The organism is Faecalicatena orotica (assembly GCF_003149245.1).
Lineage (GTDB): Bacteria > Bacillota > Clostridia > Lachnospirales > Lachnospiraceae > Faecalicatena_A > Faecalicatena_A orotica.
This window is the reverse complement of record NZ_QGDL01000003.1, coordinates 268,916-283,653: the sequence shown is the minus strand read 5'-3', so window position 1 is coordinate 283,653 and position 14,738 is coordinate 268,916. Positions and strand designations below refer to the sequence as shown.

At 44.2% G+C, this 14,738-nt stretch carries 12 protein-coding genes and 1 tRNA gene; 11 read left to right on the top strand and 2 right to left on the bottom strand.

Annotated features, from left to right (window positions below):
* Positions 1–27 precede the first annotated feature (27 nt).
* Positions 28–912, bottom strand: a complete 885-nt coding sequence (locus tag A8806_RS07045; RefSeq protein ID WP_181368614.1) for a type II CAAX endopeptidase family protein — start codon at positions 910–912, stop codon at positions 28–30.
* A 158-nt stretch (positions 913–1,070) separates the two neighbouring features.
* Here A8806_RS07045 and A8806_RS07040 point away from each other — a divergent pair, with 158 nt between their 5' ends.
* From A8806_RS07040 to A8806_RS07030, 3 genes are all read left to right on the top strand, one after another.
* Positions 1,071–1,886 carry a TraX family protein gene (locus A8806_RS07040; RefSeq protein WP_109730474.1) on the top strand — a complete coding sequence of 272 codons (816 nt, stop codon included), beginning with the start codon at positions 1,071–1,073 and terminating at the stop codon, positions 1,884–1,886.
* A gap of 98 nt (positions 1,887–1,984) precedes the next feature.
* Positions 1,985–3,358, top strand: a complete 1,374-nt coding sequence (locus A8806_RS07035) for an MATE family efflux transporter (protein WP_109730578.1) — start codon at positions 1,985–1,987, stop codon at positions 3,356–3,358.
* A 17-nt stretch (positions 3,359–3,375) separates the two neighbouring features.
* Positions 3,376–4,239: a DegV family protein gene (locus A8806_RS07030; protein ID WP_109730473.1), complete on the top strand. Its 864-nt coding sequence runs from the start codon at positions 3,376–3,378 to the stop codon at positions 4,237–4,239.
* Between the two features lie 92 nt (positions 4,240–4,331).
* On the opposite strand, the gene A8806_RS07025 is transcribed toward A8806_RS07030, so the two are convergent.
* Entirely contained in the window at positions 4,332–5,696 is a 1,365-nt protein-coding gene (locus A8806_RS07025; RefSeq protein ID WP_109730472.1) for a sodium-dependent transporter, read from the bottom strand.
* A gap of 465 nt (positions 5,697–6,161) precedes the next feature.
* Here A8806_RS07025 and infC point away from each other — a divergent pair, with 465 nt between their 5' ends.
* From infC to A8806_RS06985, 8 genes are all read left to right on the top strand, one after another.
* Positions 6,162–6,656 (top strand): translation initiation factor IF-3, encoded by a 495-nt coding sequence (gene infC / locus A8806_RS07020; RefSeq protein ID WP_109730471.1) that lies wholly within the window; start codon positions 6,162–6,164, stop codon positions 6,654–6,656.
* A gap of 59 nt (positions 6,657–6,715) precedes the next feature.
* The gene (rpmI, locus tag A8806_RS07015; RefSeq protein WP_009004123.1) at positions 6,716–6,913 is read left to right on the top strand and encodes a 50S ribosomal protein L35; all 198 of its coding nucleotides are present in this window, start codon (positions 6,716–6,718) and stop codon (positions 6,911–6,913) included.
* 31 nt (positions 6,914–6,944) lie between these two features.
* Positions 6,945–7,301, top strand: a complete 357-nt coding sequence (gene rplT, locus A8806_RS07010) for a 50S ribosomal protein L20 (protein ID WP_109730470.1) — start codon at positions 6,945–6,947, stop codon at positions 7,299–7,301.
* An 83-nt stretch (positions 7,302–7,384) separates the two neighbouring features.
* On the top strand, positions 7,385–8,407 hold the full coding sequence (locus tag A8806_RS07005) for a DUF2804 domain-containing protein (protein ID WP_109730469.1): 1,023 nt from the start codon (positions 7,385–7,387) through the stop codon (positions 8,405–8,407).
* 384 nt (positions 8,408–8,791) lie between these two features.
* Positions 8,792–10,177: a TrpB-like pyridoxal phosphate-dependent enzyme gene (locus A8806_RS07000; RefSeq protein WP_109730468.1), complete on the top strand. Its 1,386-nt coding sequence runs from the start codon at positions 8,792–8,794 to the stop codon at positions 10,175–10,177.
* Positions 10,178–10,459: 282 nt separating this feature from the next.
* A tRNA-Leu gene (locus tag A8806_RS06995) sits at positions 10,460–10,544 on the top strand.
* 310 nt (positions 10,545–10,854) lie between these two features.
* A complete protein-coding gene (locus A8806_RS06990) occupies positions 10,855–11,724 on the top strand; it encodes a hypothetical protein (RefSeq protein WP_465220387.1) in 870 nt (289 codons plus the stop codon).
* 42 nt (positions 11,725–11,766) lie between these two features.
* Positions 11,767–14,568: an ATP-binding protein gene (locus A8806_RS06985; RefSeq protein WP_109730466.1), complete on the top strand. Its 2,802-nt coding sequence runs from the start codon at positions 11,767–11,769 to the stop codon at positions 14,566–14,568.
* Positions 14,569–14,738: the final 170 nt, after the last annotated feature.

Here is a 14,738-nt window from a genome sequence, read left to right as displayed (position 1 = left end):
AAAAGGATGCTCAGGCATCCTTTTTTGCTATAGTGTAAGTTTTGCATCTGCAGTACAAGATAACTTGTTCCTTGCCGCGGCACTTCTCTTATAGAGCAGTAATCCACCTGCGGTCAGTAAAATGGTGACAGCAAATATCACCATATTGCCGAAGGAACTGCTGCTGCCTACAATGAGGAAAACTAAGAACGTTCCCCAGAAATTGAACAGCATATGGAATCCAATCGAGAGATAAATGCTCTTCCCGTAATGGAAGATCAGGCCGCAGAAAATGCCTACGAGGAATGCATAAATCCCCTGCACGATGTTCATATGATACACACCGAACAGAAGCGCCTGAAAAAGATTGGCAGCCCAGAACGGCAAAGCTTTTTGTGCATAATGCAGCATAACACCGCGGAAGATGAGTTCCTCACAAACCGGCCCGATAATGACCGAATAAAGGACGAGCAGCAGTGTGATATCATTCATTCCGGCTGTCTCAAGCAGGTCGGTATAGGCTTTAAGCCAGTCCGGCTTTAGATACGCAGTAAAATTAATCAAAAAAGAGGACAAGTATTGAAGCGATGCAGCCAGGATAACGAGGGCCGCCAGCATACCCGGCCGTACAACCTGTGAAATCCTGCGTCTCGGAACGCGGCGTGGTGTGGATGCAACCTTATACCATGTTCCAAGCAAAAGGACAGTAATCATCGAGTAAATTACCATGACGGCTGAATTAAACTGCGTACCAAGCAGCGCATTATAAAAAAGCTCTGAATTGAAGCTGAGCGGCGACTTCAGATACACAGAAAGGAACAGAAAGAACATCCCTATAAGCGAGGCGGCGACCTGAATTACTAAGGCGGCAATAAAGGGAAGAAATGCGATGAGTATGAATCCTATTTTTTTAAGTGTTTCCCGTGTTTTCATGGGACCTCCTGATTCCGGAAAAGAAAATATCCTGTTATTCATAATACCCAGTATACCACAAGTTAAAAATACGTTCTATATAGAATCCTTATTTAAGTTGTGATATACTGTTACTGTTGCTGCGCTATATTTTACAGCTGAATAAAAAGGGGAGAAGTATGACAGAAAGACTAGGACATGGAATAAAGACTTTTACCGGTACACAATTAAAATGGATTGCAATGATTTTGATGCTGATTGACCATACGGCCGCGGTCGTATTGGCCAGCTGTATGGCATCATCAGCTTCGCCGGGAACGGCAGCTATCGTGATTTATTATATCATGCGGATACTGGGGCGCCCGGCATTTCCTATTTTCTGTTTCTTACTTGTTGAAGGATTTCATTATTCGCATGACAGGCGGAGATATTTGTTAAATCTCACAATATTTGCACTGGTTTCAGAAATTCCTTTTGATCTGGCAATGGAAGGTACAATACTTGAATTTGGGGGACAGAATGTATTTTTTACGCTTTCCATCGGTCTGGCGGCAATCTGGCTGATCGAGCATTTCGAAGGAAAGAAAATTCTGCAGTTCCTAAGCGTTTTTGTATGTGCTGTGCTGGCGGAACTCTTATCTACGGATTATGCTTCGCTTGGAGTTCTTTTGATAGTCATTTTTTATGAATTCCGGAATCAAAGGTGGAAACTATTTGCAGTGGGTACGGCATGGCTGTGGCTGGGGGCCTGCCTGAATAATCTGATAAATATCCATATTGGACTGTATCCGGAAGAAATGTGGGGGACTGTACTGACTGCAGTGATGAAAAATGGTGTTCTGGAGTTGTTCGGGGCACTGGCATTTTTATTTATCAGCCAGTATAATGGCAAAAGGGGAAAGTCACTCCCCAAATATTTCTTTTACGCATTCTATCCCGGGCACCTTCTGATCCTGTATGGTATAGCAAGGCTGGTTACGGGTACGGGGATGTGAGTGCAGGCTTGGACCGGCATTGTTAAAAATGAACAGAAAAGAGGTAATTTTACTTGGAAGAGAATCAGAAAAATGGAAATGAAAAAGATGTGAAAAACATGAAGCAGGATGAAAAGCTTGGAACTGCACATCTGGGAAAATTGATTGCAGAGATGGCCCTTCCGGCCGTTGCCGCCCAGATCATCAATGTTTTGTATAATATTGTAGACAGAATCTATATCGGGCATATTCACGGATACGGGGATATGGCGCTGACGGGGGTGGGCGTGACATTCCCTATTCTGATGGTAATCTCGGCGTTCAGTGCATTCGCAGGTATGGGAGGGGCCCCTCTGGCATCGATCCAGCTCGGAAAGAAAAACTATAAAGAGGCGGAGAAGATTCTGGGGAACAGTGTCGGCCTGCTGCTGATCTTCTCGGTACTATTAACTGTCCTGTTTTCCGTCTTTAAAACACCTGTTTTATATGCATTCGGAGCCAGTGACCAGACAATCATCTATGCCAGAGAATACATAAGCATCTATCTGCTGGGAACCGTATTTGTACAATTTGCCGTGGGCCTGAATACTTATATCAGCGGGCAGGGAAACGCAAGGACGGCGATGATGTCTGTCCTGATCGGGGCAGTGACCAACATTATACTCGATCCGGTCCTGATCTTTGTATTTGGAATGGGTGTGCGCGGGGCCGCTCTGGCTACAATCATTTCGCAGGCAATCAGTGCGGCATGGGTGATCCGGTTCCTGACCTCTAAAAAGAGTGTGATCAGGATCCGCAGAAAATACATCCGGCTGAATGCAAAGACGGTGGGCAGCATAGCGGCTCTCGGGGTTTCGCCGTTTATCATGCAGAGTACGGAGAGCCTTGTCATGATCACACTAAATTCAGGTCTGCAGAAATACGGCGGGGACCTCTATGTGGGAACCATGTCCATCATGAGCAGTATCATGCAGCTGATTGTTGTTCCCGTACAGGGAGTGTCACAGGGAGTGCAGCCGATCATGAGTTATAACTATGGCGCCGGAAAACTGGACCGTGTAAAGGGGGCCTTTATCAGGATGGTGTCCGTCTGTCTGGCAGCGACAGTTATACTTGCCGGAATTGCAATTGCCAGACCAGAGATTTATGCCAGAGTATTTACGGGAAATAAAGAACTGATTTCTCTGACCTGCTCCGTCATGCCGGTTTATTTTCTGGGAATTACGATTTTCGGTATCCAGATGGCGTGCCAGTCCACGTTTCTTGCACTTGGTCAGGCGAAGGTATCTCTTGTCATTGCACTGCTGCGTAAAGTGATCCTGCTGATCCCGCTCGCAATTACATTACCGAAATTTATGGGAGTCATGGGAATTTACAGGGCGGAACCGATTGCAGACTTCACTTCTGTGGCCGTCACAGTGATACTCTTTATCATTACTGCAAAAAAAATTTTGCGTAAGGATGAAAAAGATGATATGATAGGAGAAGCTTAAAACACAGGAGGGAAGATATGAGAGAATTTGTAGTAACAGTGAACAGTACCGTAGATTTGCCGAGAGAGTGGGTGGAGGAAAGAAATGTTCCGGTCATCCCTTTAAAATATACAATTGACGGTGAGACATATACGGATATGTATGGTCTTACGGGCAAGGAATTTTTTGCAAAATTGCGGGAGGGCAAGATGTCAGTGACGTCACAAGTGAACCCGGATGAGGCAAAAGAGGCCCTTGAACCAATCCTCAGGGAAGGAAAAGATATTCTCCACCTTGGGTTTTCTTCGGGGCTTAGCGGCACATATAACAGTATGAGGATCGCAGGCGAAGAACTGGCAGAGGAATATCCGGATGCGAAGATTATCATCATTGATACACTCTGTGCGTGTATGGGAGAAGGGCTGCTGCTTTACAAGGTCCTTCAGATGAAGGATGCAGGAAAAGGAATTGATGAGATCGCACAGTGGGTGGAAGAGAATAAACTCCATGTCTGCCACAATGTTACGGTAGATGACCTGAACCACCTGCACCGTGGCGGCCGTGTTTCAAAGGCATCGGCGATCGTGGGCACTATGGTACAGATCAAGCCGATCATCCACGTGGATAATGAAGGAAAGCTGCAGGTTATCGCAAAAGAGCGCGGAAGAAAGAAATCACTGAACAAGATTGTAGATATGGCTGCGGAACAGTCTAAGGGCTGGGATAACGATATCGTTATGATTACACACGGAGACTGTATTGAGGAAGCAGAATATGTTGCAGGGCTCGTAAGAGAGAAGATGGGTGTGAAAGAGGTTATGATCAATAACATCGGAACCGTAATCGGAAGCCATACAGGCCCCGGCGTTCTCGCAGTATTCTGCATGGGAAATAAAAGATAATCATGCTGCATGGCCCGCTGTCTGCGGGAATTAAAAATGGATGGACATACCTTAGGGGTGTGCCATCCATTTTTTTGCCGTCTGTATTATGATTAAAGCTTGAAAAATTCAAATCCCATTGTGCCTGCCACAGACGTAATCAGAATCGCAATCAGGAAGATAGGGGCGATCCAGCGGATCATAATGGTGAAAAGCCTTTTGCTTTTGAACTTTGCGCCGCCTATAGATGCCTCCTCAATTATTGTCTTCGGCTTGATGACAAATCCCACGAAGATACAGGTAAATAACGCAACGATCGGCATGAGCACACTATTGCTGATAAAGTCCATAAAATCAAGAACGGACATTCCGAGCGGCTGGATGAAGTCCCAGATACCGAATCCAAGTGAAGACGGGATTCCCATCAGCAGTACATAGGCTGTCACAAGAATACAGGTAAACTTTCTGGTCCATTTGAACTTATCCATAAAAATTGATACGATTGTCTCCATCAAAGAGATCGCAGATGTCAGGGCCGCAAAGAATACGAGAACGAAGAATACCGTACCGATAAACCCACCCATCGGCATGCTCGCAAATACTTTCGGGAGTGTGATAAACATAAGTCCCGGACCGGCGCTGAGCGCTGTCTGGTCCCCGCCTGAGAATGTAAATACAGCCGGTACGATCATAAGCCCTGCAAAAAATGCAATACCCGTGTCAAAAATCTCAATCTGTCTGACAGAACTTTCCAGATTGGTTGTTTTTTTCATATAGGAACCGTAGGTGATCATGATTCCCATCGCCAGTGACATAGAGTAGAAGAGCTGTCCCATCGCGGCGAGCAGCGTCTTGACAGAGAAATTGGACATGTCAGGCATGATATAGTACTTCAGGCCTTCCATAGCTCCGTCCATTGTCATGACATAGATAGAAATTCCAACCGTCAGGACAACGAGGACCGGCATCAGGAATTTGCTGACATTCTCGATTCCTTTTTCAACACCAAAAATAACAACTACAGCCGTTAAGATAACAAACAGTACAAACCAGATGATCGGACTCTTTACACCGCTGATAAAATCGGTGAAATAAGTATCGCCTGCGGCTGCTTTCGTACCTCCCGTGATGAATGTGCCGAAATACTTGATTACCCATCCGCCGATAACGGAGTAATAAGGAAGAATAATGATTGGCACAATAGATGCCAGAATTCCCAGAAAGCCAAAACGCTTATCCAGTTTCTTGAATGCGCCTATGGCGCTCAGGCCCGTCTTGCGGCCAAGTGCAATCTCGGCTGTCATAAGGGTAAATCCAAAGGTGACGGCAAGAATAATATAACATAGTAAGAATGTTCCCCCGCCATATTTGGCAACAAGGTATGGAAAACGCCATATATTCCCCAAACCTACGGCAGAGCCGGCAGCAGCCAGTATGAAGCCGATTTTGCCAGTAAAATTACTTCTGCTTTCGTTCATGTAGTAAAACCTCCTCAATTTCTGTTCCTTAATAATAGACATTAATAGCTACATTATGACATGAAGAAGCATGAAATACAAGCAAAATCGTTTTTGCGGGGCTCAAATTTCCGACACTTAAAACATAAACCTATCATTCTATCCTTGACACACTTTTATAAGTGGTATAAAATGACAGAAGTGCAAAAAGTCAAGAAAAAAGGTGATAAGAAATATCTTGACAAAATGCAGATGGTATGTTAATCTAATATCTGCGTGAGGCAAAAAACAAAGCAGAGTATCCACTCTCACCGTAGCACAATTGGGTGACTACCGGTTTGATATTGAAGCTATCACATGCCTTTAAGAGAAGTATGTGTGTGCAGAGAGTCGGGTGGATGATGTTCACTCGTTTTTTTGTGCTCAATCGCGGAAGAAACCTAAAGGAAATTCAATCAACGGAGGTATACGACAATTAGCGATTTAATGATTAACGAGCAGATCAGAGACAAAGAAGTTCGTCTGGTTAGTGAGGATGGGGAACAATTAGGAATCATGTCATCCCGGGACGCCTTGAAGATGGCGATGGATGCAGAACTTGACTTGGTGAAGATTGCACCAATGGCAAAACCACCGGTCTGCAAAATTATTGATTATGGCAAATTCAAATACGAGCAGACACGCAAAGACAAAGAAGCCAAGAAAAAGCAAAAAACTGTCGAATTGAAGGAAGTACGTCTTTCGCCGAATATTGATACCAATGACTTGAACACTAAGGTTAATAACGCGAAGAAGTTCATTACAAAGGGCAACAAGGTAAAAGTGACATTGCGTTTCCGCGGGAGAGAGATGGCGCACGTACAGCAGAGCAGACATATCTTAGATGATTTTGCGGCTTTACTGGAAGATATTGCAGTCATCGAAAAACCGGCTAAAATGGAAGGCAGAAACATGAGCATGGTTTTAACTGAAAAACGTTAAAAATAAATAATTACGGGTGTTATCACTTACGTAAGCACACAATGAAGGAGGAAATCATCATGCCAAAAATCAAAACTAATAGAGCGGCAGCAAAACGCTTCAAAGTAACAGGTACAGGAAAATTAAAAAGAAACAAAGCATATAAGAGCCATATCTTAACAAAGAAGTCTACAAAGAGAAAAAGAAATCTTAGACACCCGGCTATCACAGATGCTACAAATGTAAAAAACATGAAGAAAGTATTACCATATCTGTAAGATTTGGAAGTTGATGAAGGAGGAATAAGAAATGGCAAGAATTAAAGGCGGAATGAACGCTAAGAAGAGACATAACAGAACATTAAAGTTAGCTAAAGGATACAGAGGAGCACGCTCCAAACAGTACAGAGTTGCAAAACAGTCTGTCATGAGAGCACTTACATCATCTTACGCAGGAAGAAAACAGCGTAAACGTCAGATGAGACAGTTATGGATTGCACGTATCAACGCTGCAGCAAGAATGAACGGACTGTCTTACAGCAAGTTCATGCATGGCCTGAAACTGGCTAATGTTGATATGAACAGAAAGATGCTGGCTGAACTGGCAGTAAGCGATAAAGAAGGATTCGCTACACTGGCAGAGGTTGCAAAAGCTCAGACCGCGTAGTAAAATATAAGTATGAAGCCCAGTCCCCCCGGGGATTCGGGCTTTTTTCCATTATGAAGGAAATACAGTGAGGAGATGTTTATATGAGGAATCATGAGGTTACTTCTAAACAGCCCCTGTTGAAGGCAGACGGAAGCCTTCGCGAACCGGGATGGTCCAGATCACTTTTGCAGGAGTATGACAGAAACAGAATCAGTGCGTCGAAATTCCGCATAAAAGAGTGGGATTACTATCTGGTCCTGAACGAAGACTATGCGGGTGCGTTTACACTATCAGATGACGGTTATATCGGCCTGCAGTCGGTTTCACTTCTGAACTTTAAAGAAGGGTGGGAACACACAGAAACCATTTTAAACCCGTTTCCAATGGGAAGGATGAAGATGCCTGCCACATCGGAGACGGGAGATATCAAGTACAAAGACAAGCGCCTTAGTATGGAGTTTAAAGTGACTGCTGGAAAAAGGACGATCGTCTGTGACTTTAAAAATTTCTGGGAGGGAAAACCATTTCACTGTGAAATCACTTTGTCCCAGCCCCCAATGGATACGATGGTGATCGCCACTCCGTGGAAAGGGAAGAAGTCAGCGTTCTACTATAATCAGAAAATTAACTGCATGCGTGCAGAGGGGTATATGACCTTTGACAATGTGACCTACTGGTTCCGGCCTGAGACAGATTACGGGACACTGGACTGGGGCCGTGGTGTCTGGACCTATGATAACAGATGGTTCTGGGGATCAGGCAACGGGACTATAGGAGGAAAACCTTTTGGTTTTAACATAGGATACGGGTTCGGGGATACCTCGGCAGCTACTGAGAATATACTGTTTTACGACGGGAAATGTCATAAATTGGATGATGTCACATTTCATATTCCGAAGGATGATTATATGAAGCCGTGGAAGTTTACTTCCAGTGACGGCAGATTTGAAATGGATTTTGAGCCGGTACTGGACCGGGCTGCGAAAATATCCGCGCTGGTCATAGCCTCTGACCAGCATCAGGTATTTGGGAAGATGAGCGGCAGGGCAGTGCTGGACAATGGAATGTTCATCGAGTTGAAAGATTTCATGTGTTTTGCGGAAGATGTACACAACCGCTATTAAAAATTGACAAAGTAAAAAACTGTTGACATTTGAATTCCAAAGTGGTAAAGTTTTTGTAAACCGTTGAAGAAGAGCAAGTACTTTCTGTACTTACCACACAGAGAGCCGCAGATGGTGGGATTGCGGCAGGAAAAGACAGTCAGGAATGGGCTTCTGAGGGCGAACTGAAAGCATAGTAGGTAAGCCGGAGAGAATACTCCGTTAAAAAATTCGGCATATGTCAGTATGCAAGAGAGGATGCACTATTTGCATCAAGCTGGGTGGCACCGCAGGAGTTTGAACTTATATACTCTTGTCCCTGCAATAATTTTATTGTGAGGGATAAGAGTTTTTTTGTATTTAAATATCAAAGCTTATCCCGGAAAAAAGAAAGGAGATTAAACGATGAGTGAGAAAAAGATTCCCTACAAAATTTATCTGGAAGAAAGTGAGATGCCGAAGGAATGGTATAATGTGCGCGCCGATATGAAGAATAAACCGGCACCGCTTTTAAATCCCGGAACACTGAAACCAATGACAGAAGAGGAACTTGGAGTTGTATTTTGTGAAGAACTGGTAAAACAGGAGCTGGACAATGACAACAGATTTATTGAGATTCCTGAGAAAATCAGGGATTTCTATAAGATGTACCGTCCGGCACCGCTTGTAAGGGCATATTGTCTGGAGGAGAAGCTGCAGACGCCTGCGAAAATCTACTATAAATTCGAAGGAAATAACACAAGCGGAAGCCACAAACTAAATTCAGCAATTGCACAGGCATATTACGCAAAGGATCAGGGACTGAAAGGTGTAACAACTGAGACAGGGGCCGGACAGTGGGGAACTGCTTTATCTATGGCATGTTCTTATCTGGATCTGGATTGTCAGGTTTATATGGTAAAATGCTCCTATGAGCAGAAACCTTTCAGAAGAGAAGTGATGAGAACTTATGGGGCAAGTGTGACTCCTTCACCGTCCGAGACAACCGAGATCGGAAAGAAGATACTGGCAGAACATCCGGGAACATCAGGAAGCCTTGGCTGTGCTATTTCAGAAGCTGTTGAAGTGGCTACCCATACAGAGGGCTACAGATATGTTCTTGGAAGTGTATTGAACCAGGTTCTTCTCCACCAGTCAGTGATTGGTGTGGAGACAAAGATCGCGATGGATAAGTACGGGATCAAACCGGATATTATTATCGGCTGTGCGGGCGGCGGTTCCAATCTGGGCGGACTAATTTCTCCGTTTATGGGAGAACAGTTAAGGGGAGAGGCAGAGTATCAGTTTATTGCCGTAGAACCTGCATCCTGCCCGAGCCTGACACGCGGTGTGTTTGCATATGACTTCTGTGATACCGGGATGGTATGCCCTCTGGCGAAGATGTATACGCTTGGAAGCGGATTTATTCCGTCAGCCAACCATGCAGGCGGCTTAAGATATCACGGAATGAGTTCGACATTATCACAGCTCTACCATGATGGTTACATGGAGGCACGTTCCGTAGAACAGACATCCGTATTTGAAGCAGCAGAACAGTTTGCAAGAGTGGAAGGTATCCTTCCGGCACCTGAGAGCAGCCATGCAATCAAGGTTGCAATCGACGAGGCTATGAAATGCAAGGAGACAGGAGAAGAGAAAACAATTCTTTTCGGCCTGACAGGAACCGGATATTTTGATATGTATGCGTATGAGAAGTTCCACGACGGCAAGATGACAGACTACATCCCGACAGATGAGGACCTGAAAGCCGGATTTGACGGAATCCCGAGATTCCCAGGAAATATGGAATAAAAGGGCAGTGTAACATTTAACAGAATACGTTTGATAGTACGGGCAGGAAACCCGGGGTACAAAAATCTTTCTTCGGAAAGTGTACTCCGGGTTCCTTTTTAAATCTCTGATAAGGGGAGCATTGATAATTTACATCAAAGACAATGTCTTCAGAGGCCTGAAAAGACGCCGAAAAGAAGAATTTTTCAAATTAAATAAAAAATATACAAAATTCTGTTGACATTTGAGGAAAAAGATAGTATTATACTTCTTGTAGCGCGGGAACAACAAGCGATACAAAATGCGGAAGTGTCGGAACTGGCAGACGAGCAAGACTAAGGATCTTGTGAGCAATGCGCTCGTGTGGGTTCAAGTCCCATCTTCCGCAGTAAATGGAAAGCCTTGCAGATGCAGGGCTTTTTTGTTATTTCTACTTTTGATCCAGTGCTATTGAAGTGTCGAAAATATAAGGTATTATTTGGACAGGATATCTGATATAATTATGAAGAGATCCTGTCCATAGTTTTAGCAGGATCAGAGGAACCCGCTTTTTCTATTATTATGAGATACAAGGCGGCAAAGGAAAAGGGTGGTGAATAAGATGGGATTTTATTTTCCATCAAGATTTTGTAACAAACGAGGATAGAAAAAAATACTTGTCATTTTTACGGGATTTGCTAAAGGATATGCCTTATGTTATGTTTGTTTATATGACAGGCATCCTTCCGATCGCAAAATATTCAAGCGGCTCGGAATTGAATATGTTCGTAGAGTTTACTATGGCAAAATCCCCCGCGTTTTCCGATTATTTTGGTTTTACGGAAGATGAGGTGACAGAGTTATATAACCGGTATCTGACAAGATGTACAAAACCACATATTACTCGGGATGGTCTGAGGCTCTGGTATAATGGTTATCATACAGCAGCGGGAGAACGGGTCTATAATCCCCGCTCTGTAGTGTTTGCATTGCTTTATGATAATCTGGCTAATTATTGGACCAGTGCGGGTCCGTATGATGAAATATACTATTATATTGAGCATAACATTAATGACGTCAAAGATGATTTGGCACTCATGGTATCGGGGGCATCCGTACCCGCGAAAATTCAGGAATATGCGGCAACATCCATGAATCTTCAGACAAAAGATGAAATTTTTTCCGCTATGGTGGTTTATGGCTTTTTGAGCTATGAAGACGGCAGAATTAGTATACCGAATCAGGAATTGATGGAGCAGTTTGTAAATATGCTCCAGAAGGAACCTTCTTTAGGCTATATATATCGTCTGGCAAAAGAATCAGACCGTATGCTTCAGGCAACTTTGGCAGAAGATACGGATACAATGGCAGAAATTCTGGAATTGGCCCATGATACAGAGGTCCCGCTTCTAAGCTATAATAATGACAAACAAATTAAAGATAAAAAATATGCCCTGAAGTTTCTGGGAAAGATAGGAGAGAATCAAAGATATACAGGCAGGGTGCTTGCAGTAGGTATCAGTTATAACAGGATAGAAAAAAAGCATCACTGTAAAATAGAGGTTTTGACAGATGCGAAGAAGGTGTAAGATTATTTCTTAATATATACAGATAGAATCAGGAGGTACAAAATGCCGGGGTTCAATAAAAACATTCTAAAACACAGCCGTATTTATTTTTTTTCAGTAATGCTGCTCTTTTTGCTGTTTACCAATTCTAAGAACGTATTGGCCGAAGAGGATGCTGATGAGAAGGTGCTGCGTGTGCCTTATCCGAAAACGGCTGGTTTTACTGAGACTGATGAGTATGGAAGACGGCACGGCCTTATAGTTGATTATCTGAATGAAATTGCGAAATATACCGGATGGAAATATGAGTACATTGACGTGACTGATGCGGTTGAAATGCTGGAGAGATTTAATGCCGGAGAATTTGACCTGATAAGCGGCCAGTATTATGTGGAGGGTATGGAAGAGTATTATGCTTACCCGGATTATAATATTGGTTTTAGTAAATCTGTTCTTCAGGCTCGCAGAGATGATGAAAGTATCAGGAACTTTGACTGGAACAGCATCAATGGGAAAACGATCGGGGTATATAAAAATGCAAAAGAGAACATCCGGCGTCTTGAAATTATGCTGGAAAGCAATCAGGTGGAGTATACGTTGAAGTATTATGATTACAGTGAACTGAGGGATGGCAGCCTGTTTCCCTATCTGGAAGAAGGAGATATAGATCTGGTGTTGGCAAATAATACAGAGTATGTAGAAGGGTTCCGTGTTGTTCAGGAGTTTGACTCCCAGCCGATTTATATCGTGACATCCCCGGATAAACAGGAGATACTGGACGGGTTGAATATGGCGCTGGGAAAAATTGCGGAATCTAACCCTAATTTTGCCTCGGAGCGGTATAAGGTAAACTTTGAAAATAGCAGAATATCAAGTATTTATCTGACAAAAGAAGAGAAGCAGTATGTAGAAGAAAAAGGAGTGGTTTCCGTAGCCGTGGTCAGGAACTGGCATCCACTATTTTGCATGGAATCTAAGTCTGGTACACATGACGGTGTGATTCCTGATATTTTGAAAAAAGTGGAAGAGTTCTCAGGACTTCAGTTTGAATATATATATGCAGGCAGTTATGCAGAGGCTTTAGACCTTGTGAACCAGGGAAAAGCAGATATGCTTGGCGCATTTCTTGGACAAGACGAGGAAGGGGCCGGGCAGAATCTGGCATTGTCAACACCGTATACGGCACTGAACGACATCATAGCCAGAAATAAAAAAACCAGTTTCCCCTCGAAAGGATTAACAGGTGCCGTCATCAAAGGACGGTCCCTTCCGGCAGAAATAGAGGCCGATGAAGTGAAGTATTTTGATAACGCACTGGACGCACTAAAAGCCGTGAACAGCGGGGATGTAGATTTCTTTTACGGGGTTTCCTATTATATAGAGCAGGCGATACAGAGGCAGTATCTGGCAAATGTGATCCCTAATACCCTTATTAATGACCAGAACAATATCTGCTTTGCGGTAAAAAGCCCGGCCAGGACAGATCTGCTTCTTATTATGAATAAGGCTATCAGCAGTCTCAGTACAGAGGAAAAAGACATTCTCCTGAGCCAGAATCTGATTACATCGGGGGAGACTTCCTTCTCACTCAAAGCGATGATCTATGCGGATCCGTTTACATTTGTAATTATTATCGGGGGAATCGCGGTTCTATTTATCGTTCTGGCCGGTATGATTGCGATGTCACGTGTGCGGGCCGCACGGATGCAGAGCAGTCTGGAACGCGCAGAAGCGGAAAATCATGCGAAAGGGGAATTTCTCTCTCGCATGAGCCACGAGATCCGTACTCCGATGAATGCGATTGTGGGATTAAGCGATTTGACGTATATGATGGACGGAGTGCCCGTGAAGGCAAGGGAGAATCTCCAGAAGATCCGCTCCTCGTGCCACTATCTGCTCAGACTGATCAGCGATATTCTGGATATGAGCAGGATAGAAAGCGGGATGATGACAATCACAAAGGATCCATTTTCCATTGGACGTGTTTTGAATGAGATTGAAAGTATGATGACGGCAGATGCCGGAAGACGGCAGATTCACTTCAGCATGGAAATGCAGCTGGAGGAGGAATATCTGATCGGGGATGCGGTCCGGCTGAAACAGGTTCTGACCAATCTGATTTCGAATGCTTTCAAGTTTACACCTGAGGGGGGCACTGTCCGGGTATGTGTGAATAAGACAGGGGGCGACGCATCACATGTGTCGTACTGTTTCCGCGTGATCGACAGCGGAGTAGGGATTTCCAGGGAAAACCAGCAGCGTATTTTTGAGGCATTCGAACAGGTGGGGACGAATTATTCCAAGAGTCAGGGGACGGGACTGGGACTTGCTATCAGTAAGACAATTGTAGAACTGATGGGTGGTGAACTGAAGCTGTCAAGTGAAAAGGGAAAAGGCAGTGAATTCTATTTTACAGCGGAATTTCCTGTCAGTGCAGGCAGGGGGGAAACAGAGGAGACTGCTGAAGTATATGATTTTTCAGGCAGCAAGATCCTTCTGGCAGAGGATAACGACCTGAATGCAGAGATTTCCAAAGAGCTGCTGAAGATGCAGGGCGCAAAAGTGCAGCGTGCGGTAAATGGTGAAGAAGCCGCTGAGATGTTTCAAAACAGCGGGGCGGGAGAATTCCAGATGATTCTGATGGATATCCAGATGCCTGTCATGGATGGACTGGAAGCATGCCGGCGGATCAGGAACATGGAACATGCCGATGCCAAAACAATACCGGTCATTGCAATGACTGCCAATTCCTTTAAGGAGGATGAGGATGCAGCACTTGAGGCGGGGATGAATGATTTTCTTACCAAGCCTGTCGATGTTGCCCGGCTTTATCAGGTTATGAATAAAGCTATAAAGAAATCATAGAAAGATAATAAATTGACAGAAGGCGGTGAAGCTGGTCGTATGGCTTCCCGCCTATTTTATTTCATAGGAAAGTACGTCCTATGAAATAAAAGGCCCTCTGGGGGATGCGCACTGCGGTGTATAAGGAAGATGTCGCGATGCGACCGCCGCAGGCGCGAGTTTCGCAAGCG

What these genes read in the sequence shown, in the direction of transcription:
- A8806_RS07040 (WP_109730474.1), top strand. Translation starts at nt 1,071, where the DNA reads ATGACAGAAAGACTAGGACATGGAATAAAGACTTTTACCGGTACACAA.
- A8806_RS07025 (WP_109730472.1), bottom strand. Translation starts at nt 5,696, where the DNA reads ATGAACGAAAGCAGAAGTAATTTTACTGGCAAAATCGGCTTCATACTG.
- A8806_RS07000 (WP_109730468.1), top strand. Translation starts at nt 8,792, where the DNA reads ATGAGTGAGAAAAAGATTCCCTACAAAATTTATCTGGAAGAAAGTGAG.
- rpmI (WP_009004123.1), top strand. Translation starts at nt 6,716, where the DNA reads ATGCCAAAAATCAAAACTAATAGAGCGGCAGCAAAACGCTTCAAAGTA.
- infC (WP_109730471.1), top strand. Translation starts at nt 6,162, where the DNA reads ATGATTAACGAGCAGATCAGAGACAAAGAAGTTCGTCTGGTTAGTGAG.
- A8806_RS06990 (WP_465220387.1), top strand. Translation starts at nt 10,855, where the DNA reads ATGTTTGTTTATATGACAGGCATCCTTCCGATCGCAAAATATTCAAGC.
- A8806_RS07005 (WP_109730469.1), top strand. Translation starts at nt 7,385, where the DNA reads ATGAGGAATCATGAGGTTACTTCTAAACAGCCCCTGTTGAAGGCAGAC.
- rplT (WP_109730470.1), top strand. Translation starts at nt 6,945, where the DNA reads ATGGCAAGAATTAAAGGCGGAATGAACGCTAAGAAGAGACATAACAGA.
- A8806_RS06985 (WP_109730466.1), top strand. Translation starts at nt 11,767, where the DNA reads ATGCCGGGGTTCAATAAAAACATTCTAAAACACAGCCGTATTTATTTT.
- A8806_RS07030 (WP_109730473.1), top strand. Translation starts at nt 3,376, where the DNA reads ATGAGAGAATTTGTAGTAACAGTGAACAGTACCGTAGATTTGCCGAGA.
- A8806_RS07045 (WP_181368614.1), bottom strand. Translation starts at nt 912, where the DNA reads ATGAAAACACGGGAAACACTTAAAAAAATAGGATTCATACTCATCGCA.
- A8806_RS07035 (WP_109730578.1), top strand. Translation starts at nt 1,985, where the DNA reads ATGAAGCAGGATGAAAAGCTTGGAACTGCACATCTGGGAAAATTGATT.